Source organism: Roseateles microcysteis, from assembly GCF_036880965.1.
Taxonomy (GTDB): Bacteria; Pseudomonadota; Gammaproteobacteria; order Burkholderiales; family Burkholderiaceae_C; genus JAUASW01.
The window spans coordinates 25,306-44,694 of the sequence record NZ_JBAJMV010000008.1; the positions used below are offsets into that span (position 1 = coordinate 25,306).

Sequence of the window (19,389 nt, forward strand, 5' to 3'; positions counted from 1 at the left end):
TCGATCCAACTACTTGGCAACATTGGGTGGCTTGAACTGGCGATGCGAGGCATATATGCCGTGGCCAGTTGCTTGCAATGTAGCCACTCTGCGGCCCGTGACTGCCCGCAAAGAAAAGACGGCGATTCCGGCCAAACGCTCCACCTCGTTCGACCCAGAGGTCGCTCTCGCGTTTGGCACCGTGTTTCAGTCAATGCGATTGGAGCGGTCCTATGCTCAGGACGCATTTGCGCTTATCGCCGGGATTGATCGGTCGTACTACGGCAAGCTTGAGCGCGGAGAGCGCCAACCTACGGTGGGATTGCTACTGCGCATATCCAAAGCTCTTGGAGTGAGCGGCGCAGAGATCATGGCTGCCGCTGAGCAGCTGATGGCGAAGAAGGTACGTCAAACGGCTCGACGACGTTAGTCCTTGAAACCGACCGCGCCAATGCAGCTTTCTGCCGGACGGCGCTGAACCTGGTGTCCGGCAGAGGACAAGTCTTTAGCCGCTGATCGAGTTCCCTTACGAAAGCAAGGAAGTCACAGTCCAGCGCCGCCAGCCAGGCCCATAGCTCGAGCACATCCAAGCGCCGCGCTCCGCGCTCGACACGACTTACGACTGCCTGCCCACGGCCAAGGCGATCAGCAAGATCAGCTTGACGAAGGCGCAGGCTCGTACGGCGTTCTCGCAGAAGTTGAAGAAACAAGTCGTTCTGTCGGCTGTGGATGAACTTTTGCATGTGAAACCTTCGACTCCACCGTAGCTCAAGGCTTCAGATATGCAAACAGTGCATCTGAAGGCATCAGTTCTGCTGGTGTATGCACGATAGCTGTGACACACGAAGTCTCACGGTGAAGAATGTAGACGGCATATATACCGTTTATAGCCCGCACTCATTTCAACTCGCCCAACACTGCATCGAACATGTTCCTCACAGGATCCACGCCTTGCATGAAAGTGCAGTCCACAACACAGTTTCAACCCAAGCTTGCGTGGCGCGAATTCAACCTTTGCGCTCAGTTGCCTTGGTTCATTGCAACGTTTGAATCTCAAGCCGACCCATACCGCGGGCGGGACACTTTGTGCTTTTCGAGAGCTTCCGACCTCGCGGATTGCATTCGGTCACGGCATTCGTCAGTGCTGACCGACTTGATCTGCATGCTGCCGCCCTGGCGGACCGGGTCAAGGCGATGGACGGCGCGCTCAGTGCGCTCTCTCTGGCGCGGAAAAGCCAATGGTCAAGAGGTCTTTGTGCTCGAAGACCTGTACGGAGCGGACTTTTTTCCCCATTTCGTGGAAGGGCATGAACCGCAAATACTGCAACCTGAAATGCTCGGATCCATCTCTGATTGAGCTCAGGATCCTCAGCTGAATCATCCACTTGCTGTAACACCAGCCAACCTGAACTAGATCGACCTGAGTCCCGCTTCCGATGGTCTTCCTTGACACCGAATTCACCAGTCTCACTTCTCCCGCTCTGCTGAGCCTGTCGATGGTCTCGCTTGATGGCGCTGAGATATACCTGGAGCTCGATCTGGCGAATGACGCAATAGGAATGCAACGGCATAGTGCCGCGAGCGCCTTTGCGCATAAAGCCGTGATTGCTCAATTTGGCCAGATACCAAAATCCAAATGCTCAACATGGGAGTTAGGCACCCGAGCTGGGGAGTGGCTGATAAGCCGGGCGACAGCATCGGCACCGCAGACGACCGTAGCGTACGACTACGACGACGACTTCGCGTTGTTGCAAGACGCAATGTCGGCAGCAAACATCTGGCATCGCGTTCAGCCCCTGGTCCTTCCAGAAAATATCGACCGACTGTCCGGTTCCATCGAAGGGCAGACAGCCGCTGAGGCAAGCTGGCTAGAGTCCTCTCTATATCGGGGTCTCCAGCGTCACCACGCGCTGGCCGACGCACTGGCACTGCGAGCAGCCTGGAAAGCTGCTCGCCGTCGATGACGGAGAACGAAGGCACCTTGTTGTCGAGCACATTGACCACGCCGCCGATGGCGCCGCCGCCGTACAGCAGGGTCGCGGGACCTCGCAGCACTTCGACGCGCTCGCTCAGCAGCGGATCGACGGTGACCGCGTGATCCGGCGACACGTCGGATGCATCCAGCACGGCAACGCCGTCGGTCAGCACCTTCACGCGCGGCGCAGTCTGGCCGCGAATGACCGGACGACTCGCACCGGCGCCGAAGGTGTCCGAATGCACGCCAGGAAGGCCGTTCAGCGCCTCTCCCAGCGTCGTGGCGCCGCCTTCGAGCAGCGCATCACGGTCAAGGACGTCAACGGGCGCAGCGACTTCCGCAAGCGGCTTGCGCAGACCCATGATGGTGACGCTGTCCAGCTTGCGCAGGCGCGAGGAGGAATCCGTGCTCTGTGCCTGGGCTGCCGGAGCGACGAAGGCCGATGCGAGGGCGAGCTGGATGGCGCAGCTCAAGAGGGTTGGCTTGGTGTTCATAGATGCTTTCAAGAGGATGTTGGGTGAGGCTGGGCCTGCTGGCCCCGCCGCAAAGTGATGACGGGAATCAGAAGGTCGCGCGCACGCCAATGACCATCGAGCGGCCGCGCATGATGGCGAAGGAGTAGCGCTCTGAACCTTGGTCGTTCAGAACGTTGTCGATCCGGCCAAACAGGGTGAATTGCTCGTTGAACGCCTGCTCCGCGCGCAGGTTCAACCGCCACATCGTTGGCAGGACCTGAGTGGAGATTGACGGGTTGCGCGGGCCAATCCAAGTGCCAACGACGCTGACGGTGCCGCGCCAGGCATTCACGGTGGCGGAGATGCCGCCCGCGTGCCGAGGCACATCGGCGCGTCGTGCGCCGACCTGATTGACTTGCATGGGACCCGGACGATAGGCATTGCTGATGGCAAGAATGCGGTTGTCGGCCGTGGTCGCGTTGACGCGCAGGCCGACGGGACCCAGGACAAACCGTGCCTCGACTTCCCAGCCCTTGTTTCCGACGCGCCCGATGTTCTGGTACTGGCGAATCTCCGGCCGCCCGGTCTGGACGATGACCGGCATGACGAGGTCGCGCCCCTCTTCATCGAAGCGTGTAATCGACAGCGAGCCGTAGCTCTCCCACACCACGTCGACGCCGGCGTCCCAGCCCACCTTCTGCTCGGGCTGGAGGTTTGTCGCAGCGCGCCATTGCGTGTTGCCGGTCGGCCTGTCAACGAACAGGTCACCGTTCGGGACGCGCGCGCTGGTTCCCCACTGGGTCCTCAATTTCACCGTGGTCGGTCTGTCGCCGAAGACATAGGAAAGCCCGGCGCGAGGCTGGAAGGCACGGGCATGCTCAGCGCTGACGTTGCGCAGCTTCTGGTCCACGCGGCCGGCCAGGGTCAGGTACAGACGGTCCTGGTAGCCGAACTCGGCCACACCGTAGTAGCCGAAGTTGCGCCAGGAGGCCGCGGTGACGTGGGCATCCTCGGTGCCGTCGTCGTGGCTGTGCCCCTCCAGTTCGTAGGAGTCGTAGAGCACGACGTCGGTGCCGAGCGTGAATCGGCCAGTGATGGCACTGCCCAGTGCGGTGTCGTAGTTGGTGAAGTAGCGGAAAGTGCGCCGCTGATAGTCCGAGGTCTTGCTCGAAGTGCTGGTTCCGAGACCGTTCGCCCCCAGAACCGGCCGTTGGGTCCGACGTATGCATTCACACCGGTCGAGTGACCTCTACGGCACCAAACCCCTGATCACAGCCACCCAATCATTCGGAGCTAACCAACAAAAAGAATGGATGGCGGGTTCGCCGGTGACCTCAGTCCTAGGCTTTGGCGAGCAGGGTGGCAAGCGCATTCGACGTCGAACACTGAACCACGCCCACTTCCTCGAAGCCTTTAGCTTGCAGCAAGGGGCGCAGTTCCTTCAGGGCGGTTTTCGGCACTGCCACCCAAAGGAGATCGCGGGCGCGGGTAGCTGCGACGTAGCCAATGCGCCCGACTTCGGTGCCCACGCCGGCGAGCAACTCTCCGGCGTGGTCTTTCAAGGTCATGTAGAGGACGGCATCGAGACTTTCTCCTTTGGCCTTGTGAACGGTGTCCACGCGGATCCGCGCGGCCTCGTCGGCCAGGTCGGCGGCGCTCATCAGCGGCGTGGCAGGTAGTCCAGTCTTCTTGAGCTTCAGGCCGACCTTGTCCACCGTCTTGAGGCCGAAATCGGTCTGAAGGCGAACCAGCAGTGCCTTTGTCCTGCTCACCATCGTCGAATGCCACTGCGTGTCGGCCGGCAGCGACGCTGACGGCAGGCCGGCGGACGCATCCCGCGTGAAGGACCAGATCACGCGCCTCAGCTCGCGAGCCCGCGGGAACGCGGCTGGCGCAGGTCCGACCTGGGTGACGTAGCTGACCAGTCCGTGAGGCGGCTTGTCAAGCAGCGCCACGACTGCAACAGCAACTCGTTGGAATGCTTCTTGAAAATCCTTCTTCCGGTCGCGCGATACCGCGGCAGCCGCCAGCGTCTTGACGGCCCCCTGTCCAGCCGGCATGTCGTCGCCGCGGACCTCAGTTGCCAAACCCCGCCCGCGGCACAACACCGCAGACTGCTTGACCAGCGAGCCCGAGACGACCATCGCACTCTGAAAGGCAGTGAGCAATTGGGAGGCCTCGGATCGCTTGTACCCCGTGAAGAAGGCGCCATGCGGCCGGTCAAGCGCTGTGCGATCTGTCTCATCGTCACGACCGCAAAGCCCGTTCGCCAGCTTGACGATTTTCGGAACGGAACGGAAGTTCTTCTTCAGCTCGTGAGGTTGGACGCCGGGTCGCTTGAAGTAGGCCCGAAGAAAACCACCATCAGCGCCCGCGAAGCCATAGATACCCTGATTGGGGTCGCCGATCAACGTGACGCTGGAGCCAGCGCCAATCAGAAGTTCCACAATCGCTTGGTGGACGGAGCCGATGTCCTGCGCTTCGTCTATCAGAAGGTGTGGGTAGCGGCGGGCGATCACCTTGAGTAGATCGGGGCGCTCCTTCAAGGTCCTGTAGGCCCAGTACCGCCCGAGCTCGTGGGTGTACGCCCCCGTCTGGCCAAGTCGCTTGGCCAGGGCGTGACCGACATGCGTTGGCACGACCACAGCCGTGTCGTTCTGTGTGTAAAAGAAGTGCTCGACACCGCCCACGAGTCCGACTTTCAGCTTCGTGACCGACATCGGAAATGTGCCTGGGTTGAACGTGAAGCCGTCAAGAAAGGCCTCGTTGCCCGTCACCACGAACGCGGCGTGCTTGGACTTCATCGTCCGATGCCCGTGGGACCGGAGGACGTTGGTGGTGATGAACGAATCCAGCGTTGCGATCTCGACCCGATCACGCCCAACACCCGCAGGCAGGTCAACCGCAAGCGTCTCGTAGCCCTTGCGGAACGTATCAACGGCCACGTTGGAAAACGACAAGAGGGCCAGACGGCCGCGCGAGGCACCCATGTTGCGACGCATCTGCACCAGCCGATGAACTGCTGTCTTGGTCTTGCCGCTACCGGCGCAGGCGATGACGCATAGCGGCTGCATCGGCGCATCGACCACCGCTTGCTGTTCGGGCGTGAGCTTCGGCTTGCTCACGGCTTGGGAACGTCCTGGCAGGCGTGCTTGATAGCGGCCTCAAAGTAGGCCGGCACGTTGAACTTCACCTCGGACTTCGAGATGACCTGCGCCAACGACTGCGCGAAGCTGCCTTTCTGCACGTTGTTCTGTTTGCGCTCGAACATGCCGCTGAAAAGCACGCGAGCCTTCTTGGCGTCGTCGGCCGCCGCGTCGACGGCTGCGGTCAGGCTCACAGCGATCTTTGGATGCAGATCCTTCAGCGCAGCCAGCATCGCGCTGCGATTGTCGGAATCGAGTGCTAGGTCGTACTCGAAGGTCTTGAGGCCGTGGAACACCTTGACGAACGCGTCTTCACGGGCCTTCATCTTGGCCGTATTGGCGGACACAGTGATGGTTTCTCCCGGCGTAGGGTAGAGCGGTTCGGCGTCATCATCATCATCTTCAACGGACGATGGGGCGGAGGTGGACGGGGCTCCAGTGGCACCCGATGCCGCACCGCCGGCCGGAGCAGCCGGGTCGGCCTTCGCCTGTTTGGGCGCTTTGGGATCAGCATCCGTCAATACAGACACTGGAATCTTCAATGCCTTTTCGCCGAACAGCGGCAGGAAGGAGTCGAAGTTGAGCCCCTCCACGCTGAGCACGCTCACCCCATGCTTGCGCAAGTCATACCCGATTCGCTTGGCCAGGGTGTTGACCATCATCAGTTCAGCAGCGCCCTCCACGAAGATCACCCGCCTCGCGAAGAACAGTTCGGCCCGCGTCACGTCCAGGTAGCGCTCCAGCTTCTCCCGCTTGCCCTTCTCGAAGACGATGTCGCGCGGAAAGAACGTCTCGATGGCCTTGCCCGTGTCGACGAGGCAGACCAGGCTGTCCAGCTTCGCGATGCTGGCGAAGTTGGGCGAATGGCTTGTCACGAAGAGCTGAACTGGCTTCTCGCCGTTGACGGCCTTGATCGATTCAAGGTACTGAAGCAAGACTGCCTGCAGTTGCGGATGGAGGTGCGCCTCGGGCTCCTCGACGATGAGGCCGCGGTAGCAGGACTCGGGATTCTTCGTGAGTTCGCTGAGCACCACCGCCATGTAAATTAGGTTGTTGAAGCCCAATCCGTTCTGCTCGATCTCGAACTCGTCGACCAGCAACGACAGCCTGGACTTCAAGCTCCTGAAGTCACTGACGCTCAGGCCAACTTCAAGCGCCTGTGCCAGTTGCTGACCGAGCATCGAAAGATGGCGCGTATTGATCGCATCGTGCGTACTGACGATGGGTGCGTGCTTCTTGAGTTCGACATCGAGATCCTTCAAGACCTGGTTGATGCCTTCCTTGCCGGGTTCAGTGGCAAGAAGCTCCAGCAACCGCGCCAACTGGCTCGTCCTTCCCGGCTTGAGCCCTTGCGATGCGTCTCGAAGCGGCGGAAGGTAAACGCCCCGCAGGTTCTCCATCATGTCGGCCGTCAGCCCGACGTCCTCATGCTCTCCGCACCAGCGCTTTGCACGCAGCCTGCCAGCTTTGTCCGGTTCGGAGTAGCGGATGGTGATGCGCGCCTGAAGCTTCCCACTGGCATCAGGCACAAGGGCCGCAAGGAAGTCGGCTTCGTCGTCGAGGTCGAGCCCACTGAAGACGTATTCGAAGACGATGTCGCCAGAGGACTTGCCGACAGGTGGGCGATGGACGTCGTCTTCGCAGAGCCGAGGAAATGGTTCGTCATGCCCGGCCAACAAGGCCCTCAGGGCATCGACGACAGCTGTCTTACCGACGTTGTTGCCACCGACCAGGACGTTCAATCCGGACTGAAACGTCAACTCCGCGTGCGCGAGCTTGCGGAAGTTTTTGATCGCCAGCTTTGCCAAGTGCATTTTTTTCTCTCCCTGGTCGCTAAGTCTATGCCGGTGCACTAATAGTCGACACTGTCGGCCGTCGCACTACACGATTCCGCCATGGCCAAACTCTCGGCAGCGCCCGTAGGCCCCAGCGAACTGCTGGAGTATCTGAACTCGGTGTCGGACTTCAGCTTCGAACTGTCCGTCCTGAAGATGCTTCGCACGCTGGGAGTCGATTGCGAGCATGGAGGGCACTACGAGGACCCGGTGACCGGAAAGTCGCGAGAATTCGACATCCGTGCGGAGAAGACCATCGACCGCAGGCGTGTCCGGATGGCGGTCGAATGCAAGAACATCCGGGAGAACTTCCCCATCCTGATCTCGTGCGTTCCGCGGCACGCCCAGGAGGCGTACCACCAGATCGTTTTCACTTCCAGAGAGAAGCCCTCAGACTCCTTGTACGTGCCAGGTCTCGACAAACCCAGAGCCAGTAGTCATAGCCTAAGGGGGGCTTGGACCTTGTATCCGGAAGGTCAGCCGGTAGGCAAGAGCACAGCGCAAGTTGGTCGGGCAGGAGACGGCACCATCACCTGTAACGACAGCGAGCTGTACGAGAAGTGGGGCCAGTGCTTGAGTTCCATGGTCGAGCTTGTAGAGAACGCGTATTGGGACGGAAGCGACGATGACTATGGGACGCACTTCATGTCCGCAGCTTTCCCATTCGTCGTGGTCCCCAACGGTCGCCTATGGATGGTCACGTACGACGCCGATGGCAATCGAACCTCTGAACCAACACCGGCAATTCGTGTCTCGTGCTTCATCGATCGCCTCTATGAGATGCGCAGCAAGGTGGCGAAGGCGTACGTTCGCTTGTCCCATCTTGACGTCGTGACGGTCGATGGCCTTCGCGCTTTCGTCGAGAACAACTTGTCGTCCGAGCAAGCCATGGAAAAGATCTTCAGCATGGATGGCATTCGCGCGGGGCAGGAGGTCCGCTGATCCTGAGCGACCATATGCCCTGGCGTTTCGACACCATCGCAGGGCGGATCTAGCCATTAAACCGGTCGGTCGGGGATTGATCCGGCTGGCGCCGCGATGACCGCGATGCGCGGCGAACCGGCCTTGCCGCGCGCAGCGCCGACCGACAACGCTGCAGAGCGGCCGCCTACACGAGGTCAGTACCAGCGCCCTGGTCACTACCTGCCAGACGGTCCGCCAACGTCGACGAGCGCGAGCACGGAACAGCTATCTGCGCCGCGGTCCTTGCTCAGACGATGCCTGGCGAATCGCGGCAAGCCGATCCATCTCCCGGTTGGCGATCTCGCGGGTTCTGTCCTTTTCGGCCTGCTCTGCTTCAGCTTGGATGCGCGCCAGACGATAGGCCTCGCCCTCCGCCCTCGTTTGCGCTTCCTGCCGTTCAATCCAGCCTGTGATTCTCTTGTCCCATTTCGTGAAGATGAGGCCCAGCATGGTGAAGCCGGCGAGCCCGACCGCGACGTAAAGCCACCATCGCTGCAACCGTTCAACTCGGGCGCGGAAGTCGCGCGGCAGCTCGACCCGATCAAGCGCCCACATGCCCTGCCGCGCCGTTTGAGCCGCTGATAACGCGGCTTGATACCGGTCTCGGTCCGACTTGGCCTGTGTATCGAAGTAGTCATGCCACGCCAGGCCACGCTTGATCAGTTCCAGGTTGACCGAGTGACCATGCGGCTCGACCACTTCAGCTTGAGCAGCTCCATCCGCGCCCTCGTCGACAAGCCGGGCGACAACCTCTCGGCCGAGCACCATGGCCGCGAGCGCCGACTGCGCTTCGTCACCGAAGGGCTGGCCCAGCTCAGGGGCGTCGATGAACGCCAACCTCAGCTTGTGCTCGCGATCCTGATCGTCGACTATTGTGACGACATCTCCTCCCGCCACGCTGACGACCTGGCCGCGCAGGGTCGTGTCGGCCGCTGCCGGCGCGGTCAAAGCAAGCCACAGCAGGCAGTTCAACGCGCGCCGAGCAACATGCTCAAACATCACATCTCCTCTGAACGGTAGTTGAGGGCATTGGGCAGCACAGGCTAACGCTACGGCACCTCATTGCCCCGATCTTCATAGGCCTTTGCAGCTGGAGGCAACTTCGCATCAATCGGTCTCGGCATCATGGCCGCGTCAGGCTGTTCAGAGAAATTGGGCCGCTGACAGCGAATGGTGGCAACCTCGCAAAGCGGCAAATTGCAGACCGCGGGCTCGACCGACTGCAGCACATCCAACACCGATTACGCGACGACGCTAATCCGTCGAGCGAGCAACTCGATGGTGACTTGGCGATTGGCAGGCATGCAGTCATTTGCCAACAGCAACTCCGGCACCATACTCTTGAGTTTGCTATTCAAGGCCTCGACGGTAGCGGCTTCGGTGACCAGGCCGGGCACATCTTCGGATGTGGCAACCCAGACGCTTGCATCCGCATCCCAATTGGCTCGAATGCAGTACGGCTCGTTCATTCCGTGATGGAATTCCGGCGGGCTCATATCGGCCATCAGCGGTCTTCATGGGTGCTGACGCGTCGGGCGGCTTGAGGCTGATCTCAGTCACTCGCTCGCCGCCGTCCGAGCGACCGCATCGTCGCTCAGCAGTCATTCGTATGGCGCGGCGTCGAGTGAAGGCTGTACCTCGGTCAGCAGTCGCTTGACGGTTCCCTATAAAGGGGTATTCGGGGGCGACCGCCGGGACAAGGTGCCAGCAAGGCCGCCGTCGATTGCCTCAGATCTCTGTCTGCTCGGAGATTTCCAGCGCGTCATCAACCTCGATGCCGAGGTATCTCACCGTCGATTCCAGCTTGGCGTGCCCGAGCAGCAGTTGAACTGCCCTCAGGTTCTTTGTGCGCCGGTAGATCAGCGTTGCCTTGGTCCTGCGCATCGAGTGCGTTCCGTAGTCGGCGCGGTCCAGACCGAGCTCATTGACCCAATGCCCGAGGATCCGGGCGTACTGTCGGGTCCCCAGATGAGGTGAGCCGTGAAGTCGGCTCGGGAACAGAAACTCATCTGACTTCAGGCCGGCCTGCTTGATCCAGGCCTGCAAGGTATCCCGGGTGGCCTGCGTGATTTCGAACTGGACAGGTCTCTGCGTCTTGTGCTGCATGACGACGGTGCGTGTCGCCATCTGTTCGCCATGACAAACGTCCCGAACCTTGAGTGCGACCAGATCGCAGCCGCGCAGCTTGCTGTCGATTCCCAGATTGAATAGAGCGAGCTCGCGCACCCGACCCTCCATCTGGAGCCGCACGCGCAGCGCCCAGATGTCCTTGAGCTTGAATGGCAATTTTTGGCCGACGATCTTTCCCTTGTTCCACGGCTCGCGATGAGCAGCGTTGCTTGCGTTTCCCATGATGGTCTCCCATCGAGTTGCGGGCCACGAAGCATGTGCTGATCGCCATTGACGTACCAGCTTTTCTTGGATTGATGCCGGCCGCGCGCTCGGGGGCAACAATGCAGATGAAGGGGATGAGCAGCAAACCCGCGGGTCGGCGATTCACCGAAGGTGGACACTGAGGACTCTCAGCTCACGGCCGCCAGCGGGCGGGCGACTGAGTCATGACCACCTTCGATTGGGGCACAAAGATGACAAATGGATCTCGATCCGCATGCCTTCCCGGGCGCCGTGCAAGGATGTTTGCATTCGCACTCGCGTGCCTGGCAGTCGCCTCCCAAGCTCAGGACCGCAAGATCGAATCTGCGATCAAACATCGCAAGTCTGCATTCACGTTGATGAGCACCTACGTGAATCGACTCGTTCAGACCAGCGAAGGTGGGCGCCCATACAACGCAGCCCAGTCGCTCGAAGACGCCCGAGCCGTCGAATTTCTCAGCCGCCTGCCTTGGGAAGGCTTTGTTCCCGGTAGCGAGCGCGGCGACACCCGAGCCAAGGACGACATCTGGTTCGAGGAGGATCGGTTCAAGACCTTGGCAACCGAATTGCAATCGCGGGCCGGGGCCATGACCAAGGCCGCGGAGTCTGGAAACCTGCCGCGGCTGAGGTCGACCATCGACGACTTGCGCGACGTCTGTAGCAGATGCCACAAGGTCTTCCGCAAGGACTGACCCTGCGACGGCCGCCGTGTATTGCTGGGCGAGTCGTACCGAAGCCCTCTGGTTAGAAGGGTCATCAATATGTAGAGATAAATACATTTATGTATTATTCGCTACATGAACTATTCGAATGCTTCCTGGTTACTCCTGGTCGTGTCGCTGCCCAGCTCGGGCGCCACGGCCCGCATGCGAATCTGGCGCGGGCTCAAGGCGCTCGGATGTGCAGCCATGCGTGACGGTGCCTATCTGCTGCCGGCTTCACCCGAGCGAGAACAGGCACTTCAAGCGCTTGCCGACGATTGCCTGCGCGAAGGCGGCAGCGCCTGGCTGATGGCCGTCCAGCCCCGCACGGCCGACGCGGCCAGCGCCTACAGCCAGCTCTTTGACCGGCACGAGGACTACGCGGCGCTGCGCCAGTCATGGAAAGAGGCGAATGCCGGGCTCGCTGCGCTGGGCGCGACCGAAATGGCCCGGCTGCAGCGCAAGCTGCAGCGCGAATTCGATGCGCTGCGTGCCATCGACTTCTTCCCCAGCGAGGCCGCCGTGGAAGCCGAAGCCGCCTGGTCGGACTTCACCAAGCGCATCGACAGCCTGCTGTCGCCGGACGAGCCCCATGAAATCGATGGCGGCATTCCTCGCCTGGACGTTTCCGCATATCAGGGCCGGGTGTGGGCTACGCGCCGACATCTGTGGGTGGACCGCGTCGCCAGCGCCTGGCTGATCCGGCGCTTCATCGACAAGGCGGCTCGCTTCCAGTGGCTGGCCAAGCCATCGGACTGCCCCAAGCGAGCGCTGGGCTTTGACTTCGACGGCGCCACCTTCACGCACGTCGGCAACCGCGTGAGCTTCGAGACGCTGATGGCCAGCTTCGGCTTGGAGCTGGATCCCGCGCTGATGCGCCTGGCCACCATCGTCCACGCGCTGGATGTGGGCGGCGACCCGGTGCCTGAGGCCAAGGGCTTCGAGGCCGTGATGTCGGGCGCTCGCGAACGCCTGGGCGACGACGACGCTTTGCTCGCTGAGATGAGCCAGGTGCTCGACTCGCTGTACGCCCATTTCCAGCGCGATGCCGCTGCCAGCAAAGACAAGGGCACGGCCCGATGAACGAGACCGAAAACGCCCCCGCCGCGCTGCCGCGCTACACGCTGTGGCAGATGGTGCGTTACATGCTGGCCTTGGGTACCTGGGGCTTCGGCGGCCCTGTGGCGCTGGTGGGCTATATGTACCGGGACCTCGTGGAGAAGCGCGCCTGGATTGCCGAGGCCGAGTACAAGGAAGGCATGGCCTTGGCTCAGCTGATGCCGGGACCGTTGGCGGCGCAGCTCGCGATCTACCTGGGCTACGTGCACTACCGCGTGCTCGGTGCCACGCTGGTGGGCGCTGCCTTCGTGCTGCCGTCCTTCTTCATGGTCGTCGCCATCGGCGCGGCCTACGTGGCGTTCGGCGGCATCGGCTGGATGCAGGCCGTGTTCTACGGTGTCGGCGCCTCGGTCATCGGCATCATCGCGATGAGCGCCTACAAGCTCACGACGAAGAACATCGGCAAGGACAAGCTGCTGTGGGGCATCTTCGCAGCCAGTGCGGCGGTGACGGTCATCACCAAGTCCGAGGTCATCTGGGTCTTTCTTGGCGCCGGTGTGCTGGTCTGGCTCCTGCGTGCACCGCCGAAGTGGGCAAAATGGGCATCCAGGGGCACGGTCAATGGCCTGGCAGCTCCCTTGGTCGCCTTCTTCGCGATGGACCACCTGGACTGGCACAAGCTCGGCCAGATCGGTGCCTACTTCGCCTACGCCGGCAGCTTCGTCTTCGGCAGCGGCCTGGCCATCGTGCCCTTCCTGTATGGCGGTGTCGTACAGGAGTACCACTGGCTGAATGATCGGCAGTTCGTTGACGCCGTCGCCGTCGCGATGATCACGCCCGGGCCGGTCGTCATCACAACAGGCTTCATCGGCTTCCTGGTGTCCGGATTCTGGGGTGCGGTCGTGGCCGCGGCAGGCACCTTCATTCCCTGCTACCTCTTCACCATCCTGCCAGCGCCGTACTTCAAGAAGCATGGCAAGCGCCCCGGCATCGTGGCCTTTGTGGACGGCGTGACGGCGGCCGCCATTGGCGCCATCACCGGCGCCGTCATCGTCATCGGCCAGCGCTCCATCACCGACGTGACAACAGCCGCGCTGGCGCTCGTCACGGTCGCCGTGCTGTGGCGCTTCAAGAAGCTGCCCGAACCCGTCGTGGTGGCGGTCGCCGCCGTTGCCGGCTTGGTTCTCTATCCGCTGGCGCACACCTGAACCGCACTGGAGTTTCCATGGACCTGCAGACTATTCCCTTGCCTTTCGACCCCGCCGGCTTGCATGGCCTGTCGGAGAAGATGATCGTCAGCCACCATCAGAACAATTACACCGGCGCTGCCAAACGGCTGAACGCCATTCGCAAGCAGTTGGGCGAGCTGACCTTCGGTGAAGCTCCCGGGTTCCAGCTCAACGGGCTGAAGCGCGAGGAGTTGATTGCCACCAACTCGGTGCTGCTGCATGAGCTGTACTTCGCGGGCCTGGGTGGCGATGGCGTCACGATGGCGCCGGCCATGAAGCTTGCACTGGATGCCAACTTCGGCAGCGTCGAGCGTTGGCGCGAGGAGTTCGTCGCCTGCGCCAAGGCACTGGGCGGTGGCTCAGGCTGGATGCTGCTGGTGTTCCAGCCGCGCGAAGGCACGCTGGTGAACCAGTGGGCGGCGGACCACACGCATGCCGTCGCCGGCGGCGTCCCCATTCTGGCGCTGGACATGTACGAGCACGCCTATCACCTCGACCACGGCGCCGCCGCTGGCGCCTATGTGGACGCCTTCATGGGCAACATCAATTGGGAAGGCGTCTACGAGCGCTATCAGCTGGCGGTGCATGGGGCCAGCGAGGCGCTGGCGGCGGATGCCGGTGCACTGCAGGGCGCGACGGTGCTCGACGTGCGGCGCCAAGGCGTCTACGCGCAGGCCGCGTCCATGATTCCCGGCGCGCGCTGGTGCGATCCGATGAGCGTGAGCGACTGGGCCGCTGAGCTTCCCGCAGGCGAGCCGGTGGTCGTGTACTGCTTGTACGGCCATGAAGTAGGTCGCTCGACAGCAATGCGACTGCGGGCCGCCGGCCGCAACGCTCGCTTCCTGGCGGGCGGCATCGACGGCTGGGTGGCAGCCGGCCGCGCCGTCGTTGACAAGCCTCTCGGGTGAACGTCATGGCACGCCTGCCTACCGTCGCTTTGCTCTACCCCGGTGACCGCGCCACCCGTGACCGCAGCGACCCAGCCGAGAGCCGCTTCGCTGCGTTGTTCGAGGCCTACGCCGCGGCGGGGGTGAATGCCGAACCGGCGATCTATCACGATGACTTCGCCGACGAGGTGGCGGAGCAACTGCGCCGCGTCAAGTTGGTGCTGGTCTGGAACAACCCCATCGAAGCCGGCCGGCGGCGTGACCGGCTGGATGCCATGCTGCGAGATGTCGCCGCGGCCGGCGTGCAGGTCAGCACCCACCCGGACACCATCGCAAAGCTCGGTACCAAGGACGTCCTCTTGGGCGTCCGCGACCTGCCGTTTGGTAGCGACGTGTACCGCGTGGACAGCCTCGCCCAGCTTGAGCGGGAACTTCCGCAGCGGCTCGAGGAAGGCCCGCGCGTGCTCAAGCAGTACCGCGGTCACAGCGGCATCGGCATCTGGCGCGTGGAGGCCGTTGCCGGCTCGCCGCTGTGCAAGGTGCGTCACGCCCATCGCGGTGGCGACGAGGAGTTGCTGGGCATGACCGAGTTGCTTCAGCGGCTGGCACCTTACTTCGAGCCCGAGGCAGGCGGCCACATGATTGACCAAGTCTGGCAACCGCGCATCGCCGACGGTATGGTGCGCGCGTACCTCGTGCAAGACCGAGTCGGTGGCTTCGGTTATCAAGCGATCAATGCACTGCATCCCACCCACACTGCGCCGGGGCCACGCGTGTACTACCCGGCAGACTTCCCTCGGTTCGGGGCACTGAAAGGCTTGCTCGAGGGTGGTTGGATTGATCAGTTGCGGCTGGCGACCAGCGTGACGCACGACCGGCTGCCCATGCTATGGGACTGCGATTTCATGTTCGGCGAGCAAGCCGATAGCTTCATGCTCTGCGAGATCAACGTGAGCAGCGTGTCTCCATTCCCGCCGTCGGCGATCGAACCACTGGTGGGCGCTGTGAAGAAGTTCCTGGATCTGGCACCCACACCGAGCCCGCATGGCGGAATTTGAACGCGATGCTGGCCTCTTTGCGTGGCGCCGCGCGTGCTCTTTCGTCACTGTGCCGCCGGCAAACCGGTGAGAACAATTACATCGACGGCGGGACACATGCAAGGCGCTCCCTGCACGCTAGAGGTAGCAGTGCTCGATTGCGCATTCACCCCCTGGGTTTATTCTTACTTGTCTATACAGGCGGGTATTCGCATACACTCGATCACTATGTTTCGCCGGCTCGTCGCCTTCATCCTCACGCTTTGCATGTGCTGGCAGTCACTCGCCTATGCTGGCGCTGGCGTGGTGATGGCGCAGACCGACGACCATGAGCATGCCCTCATGCATTTCGAGGGCACCTCTCACCACCATGACGAACATGGGGGTGCCGACGGTTGGCATCAGGATGAATCAGCTGCTTCCACCGGCCACCTGAGCGCAGATGCCTGCGTTTTCCCGCCGGCCCTGGTATTCCTGCCGACCATTGAACTGCAGGCGCCTGTGTCCATGCAGCCTGAATCGGTGTTGCAGGCCTTTTTGCCGCTCCCCTTCCTGGACGGTCTCGAACGACCTCCTCGACTCACGGCCTGATCCTGCCGTGTGCCTGGCGCCTTGACGCCTGGCTTGTCGTCGCCCCTGCGCCTCACCGACCGCGCTGGCTGATCTGAGCCAGCGGCCGTGGCGCATCCAACGTTCGATCATCATGAGTCACTTTCCATGGCCAAGGCCATGGCACGTCGTTCGCCGCGTGGCGGCCGGCGCGCTGTGCCTGGCTTTCAGTGCCCCCATGGCGCTGGCACAGGGCTCTGCAACGGCCTCAAGCGCCGCTGTGGGCTTCACCATCAAACAAGCCCTTGATGCGGCTTGGCAGCGGTCCGTAGCCGCAGCCGAATCGCAAGGCAGATACGGCCGAGCCCGGGCCGAGCAATTGCTTGCGCAGAGCTGGTTGTCGGCGCCCGCGTCGGTATCGCTCAGTCAACGCGAAGGCCGGTCCGGCTCGCCTTCGGGCAGGCGCGAGACCGAACTGGGTGTGGCGCTGCCGCTCTGGAATTTCGGGGCGCGCGCCGCAGGCGGCCAGGCTACCGAGGCGGAATCGCGCTGGGCGCGGGCTGCTGAGCAAGCAGCGCTGCTGCGACTGGCCGGACAGCTTCGTGAAGCGGCCGGCGCCGCCAAGCTGGCCGATGCCGAGCTCAAACAGGTGGAGCGGCATGTCGCCAACTTGCAGCAACTTGCGGCGGATGTGGAGCGCCGGGTCAAGGCCGGCGATCTCGCTCCCGCCGATGCACTGGCAGCCAAAGCCGAGCTCCTGTCGGCACAGTCACAGCTGCGCTCGGCGAGCCAATCCTCGTCGGCTCAGCATGCGGCCTGGCGCCTGCTGACCGGCCTGGAGCAACTGCCCGGCGCAGAGGATGTACTCCAGGCGCCTCCTGAGGTGCCCGAAGTCCATCCGGAGCTGTCACTCGCTCAGTCTGCGGTCGACCTCTGGCAGCGCCGGGTCGAGTTCGCACAGGCCCAGCGTACGGAAGGGCCCGAGTTGTCGATCGGGGTTCGACAGGAACGCCCGGGTCAGGGCGTGGGCGCGCAGAACAGCGTCGTCGTCGGGCTGCGCATGCCGTTTGGCGGCGAGGCTCACCGCCAGCCCCGGATCGCCGCGGCCTTGGCCGATCTCGAGACCGCCCGCAGGCAGGCCCTGCGCACGCGCGATCAGCTCGCAACGGAACTCTCGCTGGCGGCGGCACATCAGCAGGCCAGCGACATGCAAGCCAAGCTCGAACGGGAGCGAGCCTCCCTTCTCGCTGAACGTGCCCGACTCATCGCCAAGTCCTTCGAGGCTGGCGAAACGCCCTTGCCTGACCTGCTGCGCGCGGTAGGCGCTTCAGCAGATGCCGAGGCGGCCAGCGCACGCCAGCAGGCTGGGCTGCAGCTGGCGGCGGCGCGACTCCAACAAGCTCTGGGACTCATTCCATGAATCGCCAATCCAAGCATCAAATCCTTCTGCCGCTCGCGCTTGCGAGTTCGTTCGTCATCAGTGTTGCGCCGTCACTGGCCGGCCCAGGTGCCCATGGCCCCAACGGGGAGCATCTCGATACGCCGTCCTCCACCTTGTCCGGTGGCAAGGCAAGCCCTCGAATCGAAGCCAAGTCCGAGCTGTTCGAGCTGGTCGGCACGCTGGCGGGCGGCGAGCTGTCCATCCTGATCGACCGCTTTGCGACCAATGAGCCGCTGCTCAAGGCCGAGGTCGAGGTCGAAACCGGCGGCACCAAAGCCAAGGCGAAGTTCCATGCCGACGTCGGCGACTTCTCCGTCGATGACGAGGCCTTTCTCAAGAAGCTGTCGACGCCAGGCGAACACGCGCTGGTCATCACCGTGATGGCGGGTGAGGACACCGACCTACTGGATGGTGTGCTTCGAGTGACCGAGCCGGTCAGTGCCGAGGCCCATGCGCATGGGCATGGCGAACACGATGACCACGCCGAGGACCATGGCCGCCCCTGGGGGCGCTGGGCCCTCGGAGCTGGCGCAGCTCTGGCGGCGCTCGGCGGCCTGATCTGGCATCGCAGAAGGACGACGTCCTCGTTCGGCAATCAAAGCAATGGAGGCCTGGCATGAAGCCCGCGGCAACTCGTACCCCCGGCTGGGTCGCCGCGTTGCTGACGCTGGCTGCCTGTACCGCTGTTTCCACGACCTGGGCCGGCCCAGGCGCCCACGGGCCCAACGGTGAGCATCTGGACCAGGCCAGCGCGCCCAGCGCAGGCGGCCTGGCGCGTCTGCCGGACGGCAGCGTCAACGTACCCAAGCTGGCGCAGCGCCGGATGGGACTGCGCACGCAGCTCGTACCCGAGTCTGAGGCAGCCGCGACCGTGCAACTGCCAGCACGCGTGGTCGCCGATCCCAATGCCAGCGGCCAGATCCAGTCCGCACACGGAGGCCGGATTGAACCGGGTCCCAAGGGCCTGCCGGTGGCAGGCCAGGCTGTGCGTCAGGGCGACGTGCTGGCCTGGGTGCGTCACCATGCAGAACCCTATGCGATGGCCAGCCAGCAATCGCAGCGCGCCGAGCTGAAGGCCGCCCGTGAGCTGGCTGAGCAGCGTGTGCGGCGCCTGGAATCGCTGGAGGGCACGGTGCCTCGCAAGGACATCGAGGCCGCACGCATCGATCTACAGTCGCTATCAACCCGTGAGCAGAGCATCACTGCTAGCCTGGATGCACGAGAGGCCCTGCGCGCACCGATATCCGGCGTAATTGCCCGGTCTGATCTTAAGGCTGGCCAGATCGTGGATCCCCGCGACGTGCTGGTCGAGATCGTCGATCCGACGCGGCTGATGATCGAGGCCACGACGCCCGACGTGGCCCTGGGTAGCCGGCTCACCGATGCGAAGCTGGCTGGCATGGCCGGCGTCAAGCTCAAGCTGGTCGGCGCGGCGCGTGCATTGCGCGACGGCGTGTTGCCACTCAGCTTCAAGGTGTCGGTGGAGCTTGGTGCAACGCCACTTGCCCTCGGCCAACCGGTGATGCTGATTGCCGCGCTGCAGGAGCGGCGCAAGGGCATTGTGCTGCCGGCCGCCGCCGTGGTCCGCAGCCCGGCCAACGAGCCGGTGGTCTGGATCAAGGCCGGCGTCGAGCGATACGTGCCCCAACCCGTGCAGGTCCAGGCACTGGACAGTGCCACGGTTCTTGTGACGCAGGGCCTGGCCGCGGACAACCGTGTGGTTGTCCAGGGCGCAGCCCTCGTGGCGCAGATCCGCTGAG

At 63.0% G+C, this 19,389-nt stretch carries 19 protein-coding genes; 11 read left to right on the top strand and 8 right to left on the bottom strand.

Annotation, left to right across the window (positions count from 1 at the left end; genetic code table 11):
* Positions 1-97: 97 nt before the first annotated feature.
* Entirely contained in the window at positions 98-409 is a 312-nt protein-coding gene (locus V3596_RS20820) for a helix-turn-helix domain-containing protein (protein ID WP_334279761.1), read from the top strand.
* Here V3596_RS20820 and V3596_RS20825 read toward each other — a convergent pair.
* From V3596_RS20825 to V3596_RS20845, 5 genes are all read right to left on the bottom strand, one after another.
* Positions 348-722: a helix-turn-helix domain-containing protein gene (locus tag V3596_RS20825; RefSeq protein ID WP_334279762.1), complete on the bottom strand. Its 375-nt coding sequence runs from the start codon at positions 720-722 to the stop codon at positions 348-350. The genes V3596_RS20820 and V3596_RS20825 overlap by 62 nt on opposite strands.
* Before the next feature lie 724 nt (positions 723-1,446).
* Positions 1,447-2,448, bottom strand: a complete 1,002-nt coding sequence (locus V3596_RS21770) for a TonB-dependent receptor plug domain-containing protein (RefSeq protein WP_416384004.1) — start codon at positions 2,446-2,448, stop codon at positions 1,447-1,449.
* A 67-nt stretch (positions 2,449-2,515) separates the two neighbouring features.
* Complete coding sequence (locus V3596_RS20835; RefSeq protein WP_334279836.1) at positions 2,516-3,634, bottom strand: TonB-dependent receptor plug domain-containing protein; 1,119 nt, start codon at positions 3,632-3,634, stop codon at positions 2,516-2,518.
* Between the two features lie 115 nt (positions 3,635-3,749).
* Entirely contained in the window at positions 3,750-5,534 is a 1,785-nt protein-coding gene (locus V3596_RS20840) for an ATP-dependent helicase (RefSeq protein WP_334279763.1), read from the bottom strand.
* Complete coding sequence (locus V3596_RS20845) at positions 5,531-7,369, bottom strand: ATP-dependent nuclease (RefSeq protein WP_334279764.1); 1,839 nt, start codon at positions 7,367-7,369, stop codon at positions 5,531-5,533. Before V3596_RS20845 ends, V3596_RS20840 begins: the two co-directional genes overlap by 4 nt.
* 81 nt (positions 7,370-7,450) lie before the next feature.
* On the opposite strand from V3596_RS20845, the gene V3596_RS20850 reads away from it, so the two are divergent.
* Positions 7,451-8,332: a hypothetical protein gene (locus V3596_RS20850; RefSeq protein ID WP_334279765.1), complete on the top strand. Its 882-nt coding sequence runs from the start codon at positions 7,451-7,453 to the stop codon at positions 8,330-8,332.
* Positions 8,333-8,578: 246 nt separating this feature from the next.
* Here V3596_RS20850 and V3596_RS20855 read toward each other — a convergent pair whose 3' ends face one another.
* The 3 genes from V3596_RS20855 to V3596_RS20865 form a co-directional block, all read right to left on the bottom strand.
* Positions 8,579-9,352, bottom strand: a complete 774-nt coding sequence (locus V3596_RS20855; RefSeq protein ID WP_334279766.1) for a thermonuclease family protein — start codon at positions 9,350-9,352, stop codon at positions 8,579-8,581.
* A 242-nt stretch (positions 9,353-9,594) separates the two neighbouring features.
* Positions 9,595-9,858 (bottom strand): DUF1902 domain-containing protein, encoded by a 264-nt coding sequence (locus V3596_RS20860; RefSeq protein ID WP_334279767.1) that lies wholly within the window; start codon positions 9,856-9,858, stop codon positions 9,595-9,597.
* 223 nt (positions 9,859-10,081) lie between these two features.
* Complete coding sequence (locus V3596_RS20865; RefSeq protein WP_334279768.1) at positions 10,082-10,705, bottom strand: tyrosine-type recombinase/integrase; 624 nt, start codon at positions 10,703-10,705, stop codon at positions 10,082-10,084.
* 281 nt (positions 10,706-10,986) lie between these two features.
* On the opposite strand from V3596_RS20865, the gene V3596_RS20870 reads away from it, so the two are divergent.
* The 9 genes from V3596_RS20870 to V3596_RS20910 all read left to right on the top strand — a co-directional run bounded on the left by V3596_RS20870 (position 10,987) and on the right by V3596_RS20910 (position 19,388).
* Complete coding sequence (locus V3596_RS20870) at positions 10,987-11,418, top strand: c-type cytochrome (RefSeq protein WP_334279837.1); 432 nt, start codon at positions 10,987-10,989, stop codon at positions 11,416-11,418.
* Positions 11,419-11,523: 105 nt separating this feature from the next.
* A complete protein-coding gene (locus V3596_RS20875; RefSeq protein WP_334279769.1) occupies positions 11,524-12,510 on the top strand; it encodes a chromate resistance protein ChrB domain-containing protein in 987 nt (328 codons plus the stop codon).
* On the top strand, positions 12,507-13,694 hold the full coding sequence (locus tag V3596_RS20880; protein ID WP_334279770.1) for a chromate transporter: 1,188 nt from the start codon (positions 12,507-12,509) through the stop codon (positions 13,692-13,694). The genes V3596_RS20875 and V3596_RS20880 overlap by 4 nt, the downstream gene beginning before the upstream one ends.
* Positions 13,695-13,711: 17 nt before the next feature.
* Positions 13,712-14,623: a Fe-Mn family superoxide dismutase gene (locus V3596_RS20885; protein ID WP_334279771.1), complete on the top strand. Its 912-nt coding sequence runs from the start codon at positions 13,712-13,714 to the stop codon at positions 14,621-14,623.
* Between the two features lie 5 nt (positions 14,624-14,628).
* Positions 14,629-15,660, top strand: a complete 1,032-nt coding sequence (locus V3596_RS20890) for a Cj0069 family protein (protein ID WP_334279772.1) — start codon at positions 14,629-14,631, stop codon at positions 15,658-15,660.
* 96 nt (positions 15,661-15,756) lie between these two features.
* Positions 15,757-16,230: a hypothetical protein gene (locus V3596_RS20895; RefSeq protein ID WP_334279773.1), complete on the top strand. Its 474-nt coding sequence runs from the start codon at positions 15,757-15,759 to the stop codon at positions 16,228-16,230.
* A gap of 355 nt (positions 16,231-16,585) precedes the next feature.
* The gene (locus V3596_RS20900) at positions 16,586-17,608 is read left to right on the top strand and encodes a TolC family protein (protein ID WP_465165654.1); all 1,023 of its coding nucleotides are present in this window, start codon (positions 16,586-16,588) and stop codon (positions 17,606-17,608) included.
* On the top strand, positions 17,605-18,249 hold the full coding sequence (locus tag V3596_RS20905; RefSeq protein ID WP_334279774.1) for a hypothetical protein: 645 nt from the start codon (positions 17,605-17,607) through the stop codon (positions 18,247-18,249). The genes V3596_RS20900 and V3596_RS20905 overlap by 4 nt, the downstream gene beginning before the upstream one ends.
* Complete coding sequence (locus tag V3596_RS20910; RefSeq protein ID WP_334279775.1) at positions 18,246-19,388, top strand: efflux RND transporter periplasmic adaptor subunit; 1,143 nt, start codon at positions 18,246-18,248, stop codon at positions 19,386-19,388. The genes V3596_RS20905 and V3596_RS20910 overlap by 4 nt, the downstream gene beginning before the upstream one ends.
* Position 19,389 lies beyond the last annotated feature (1 nt).

Coding starts and splice junctions, on each gene's coding strand:
- V3596_RS20825 (WP_334279762.1), bottom strand. CDS start 722: ATGCAAAAGTTCATCCACAGCCGACAGAACGACTTGTTTCTTCAACTT.
- V3596_RS20875 (WP_334279769.1), top strand. CDS start 11,524: ATGAACTATTCGAATGCTTCCTGGTTACTCCTGGTCGTGTCGCTGCCC.
- V3596_RS20905 (WP_334279774.1), top strand. CDS start 17,605: ATGAATCGCCAATCCAAGCATCAAATCCTTCTGCCGCTCGCGCTTGCG.
- V3596_RS20860 (WP_334279767.1), bottom strand. CDS start 9,858: ATGGCCGATATGAGCCCGCCGGAATTCCATCACGGAATGAACGAGCCG.
- V3596_RS20870 (WP_334279837.1), top strand. CDS start 10,987: ATGTTTGCATTCGCACTCGCGTGCCTGGCAGTCGCCTCCCAAGCTCAG.
- V3596_RS20910 (WP_334279775.1), top strand. CDS start 18,246: ATGAAGCCCGCGGCAACTCGTACCCCCGGCTGGGTCGCCGCGTTGCTG.
- V3596_RS20885 (WP_334279771.1), top strand. CDS start 13,712: ATGGACCTGCAGACTATTCCCTTGCCTTTCGACCCCGCCGGCTTGCAT.
- V3596_RS20865 (WP_334279768.1), bottom strand. CDS start 10,705: ATGGGAAACGCAAGCAACGCTGCTCATCGCGAGCCGTGGAACAAGGGA.
- V3596_RS20850 (WP_334279765.1), top strand. CDS start 7,451: ATGGCCAAACTCTCGGCAGCGCCCGTAGGCCCCAGCGAACTGCTGGAG.
- V3596_RS20880 (WP_334279770.1), top strand. CDS start 12,507: ATGAACGAGACCGAAAACGCCCCCGCCGCGCTGCCGCGCTACACGCTG.
- V3596_RS20890 (WP_334279772.1), top strand. CDS start 14,629: ATGGCACGCCTGCCTACCGTCGCTTTGCTCTACCCCGGTGACCGCGCC.
- V3596_RS21770 (WP_416384004.1), bottom strand. CDS start 2,448: ATGAACACCAAGCCAACCCTCTTGAGCTGCGCCATCCAGCTCGCCCTC.
- V3596_RS20845 (WP_334279764.1), bottom strand. CDS start 7,369: ATGCACTTGGCAAAGCTGGCGATCAAAAACTTCCGCAAGCTCGCGCAC.
- V3596_RS20895 (WP_334279773.1), top strand. CDS start 15,757: ATGCAAGGCGCTCCCTGCACGCTAGAGGTAGCAGTGCTCGATTGCGCA.
- V3596_RS20855 (WP_334279766.1), bottom strand. CDS start 9,352: ATGTTTGAGCATGTTGCTCGGCGCGCGTTGAACTGCCTGCTGTGGCTT.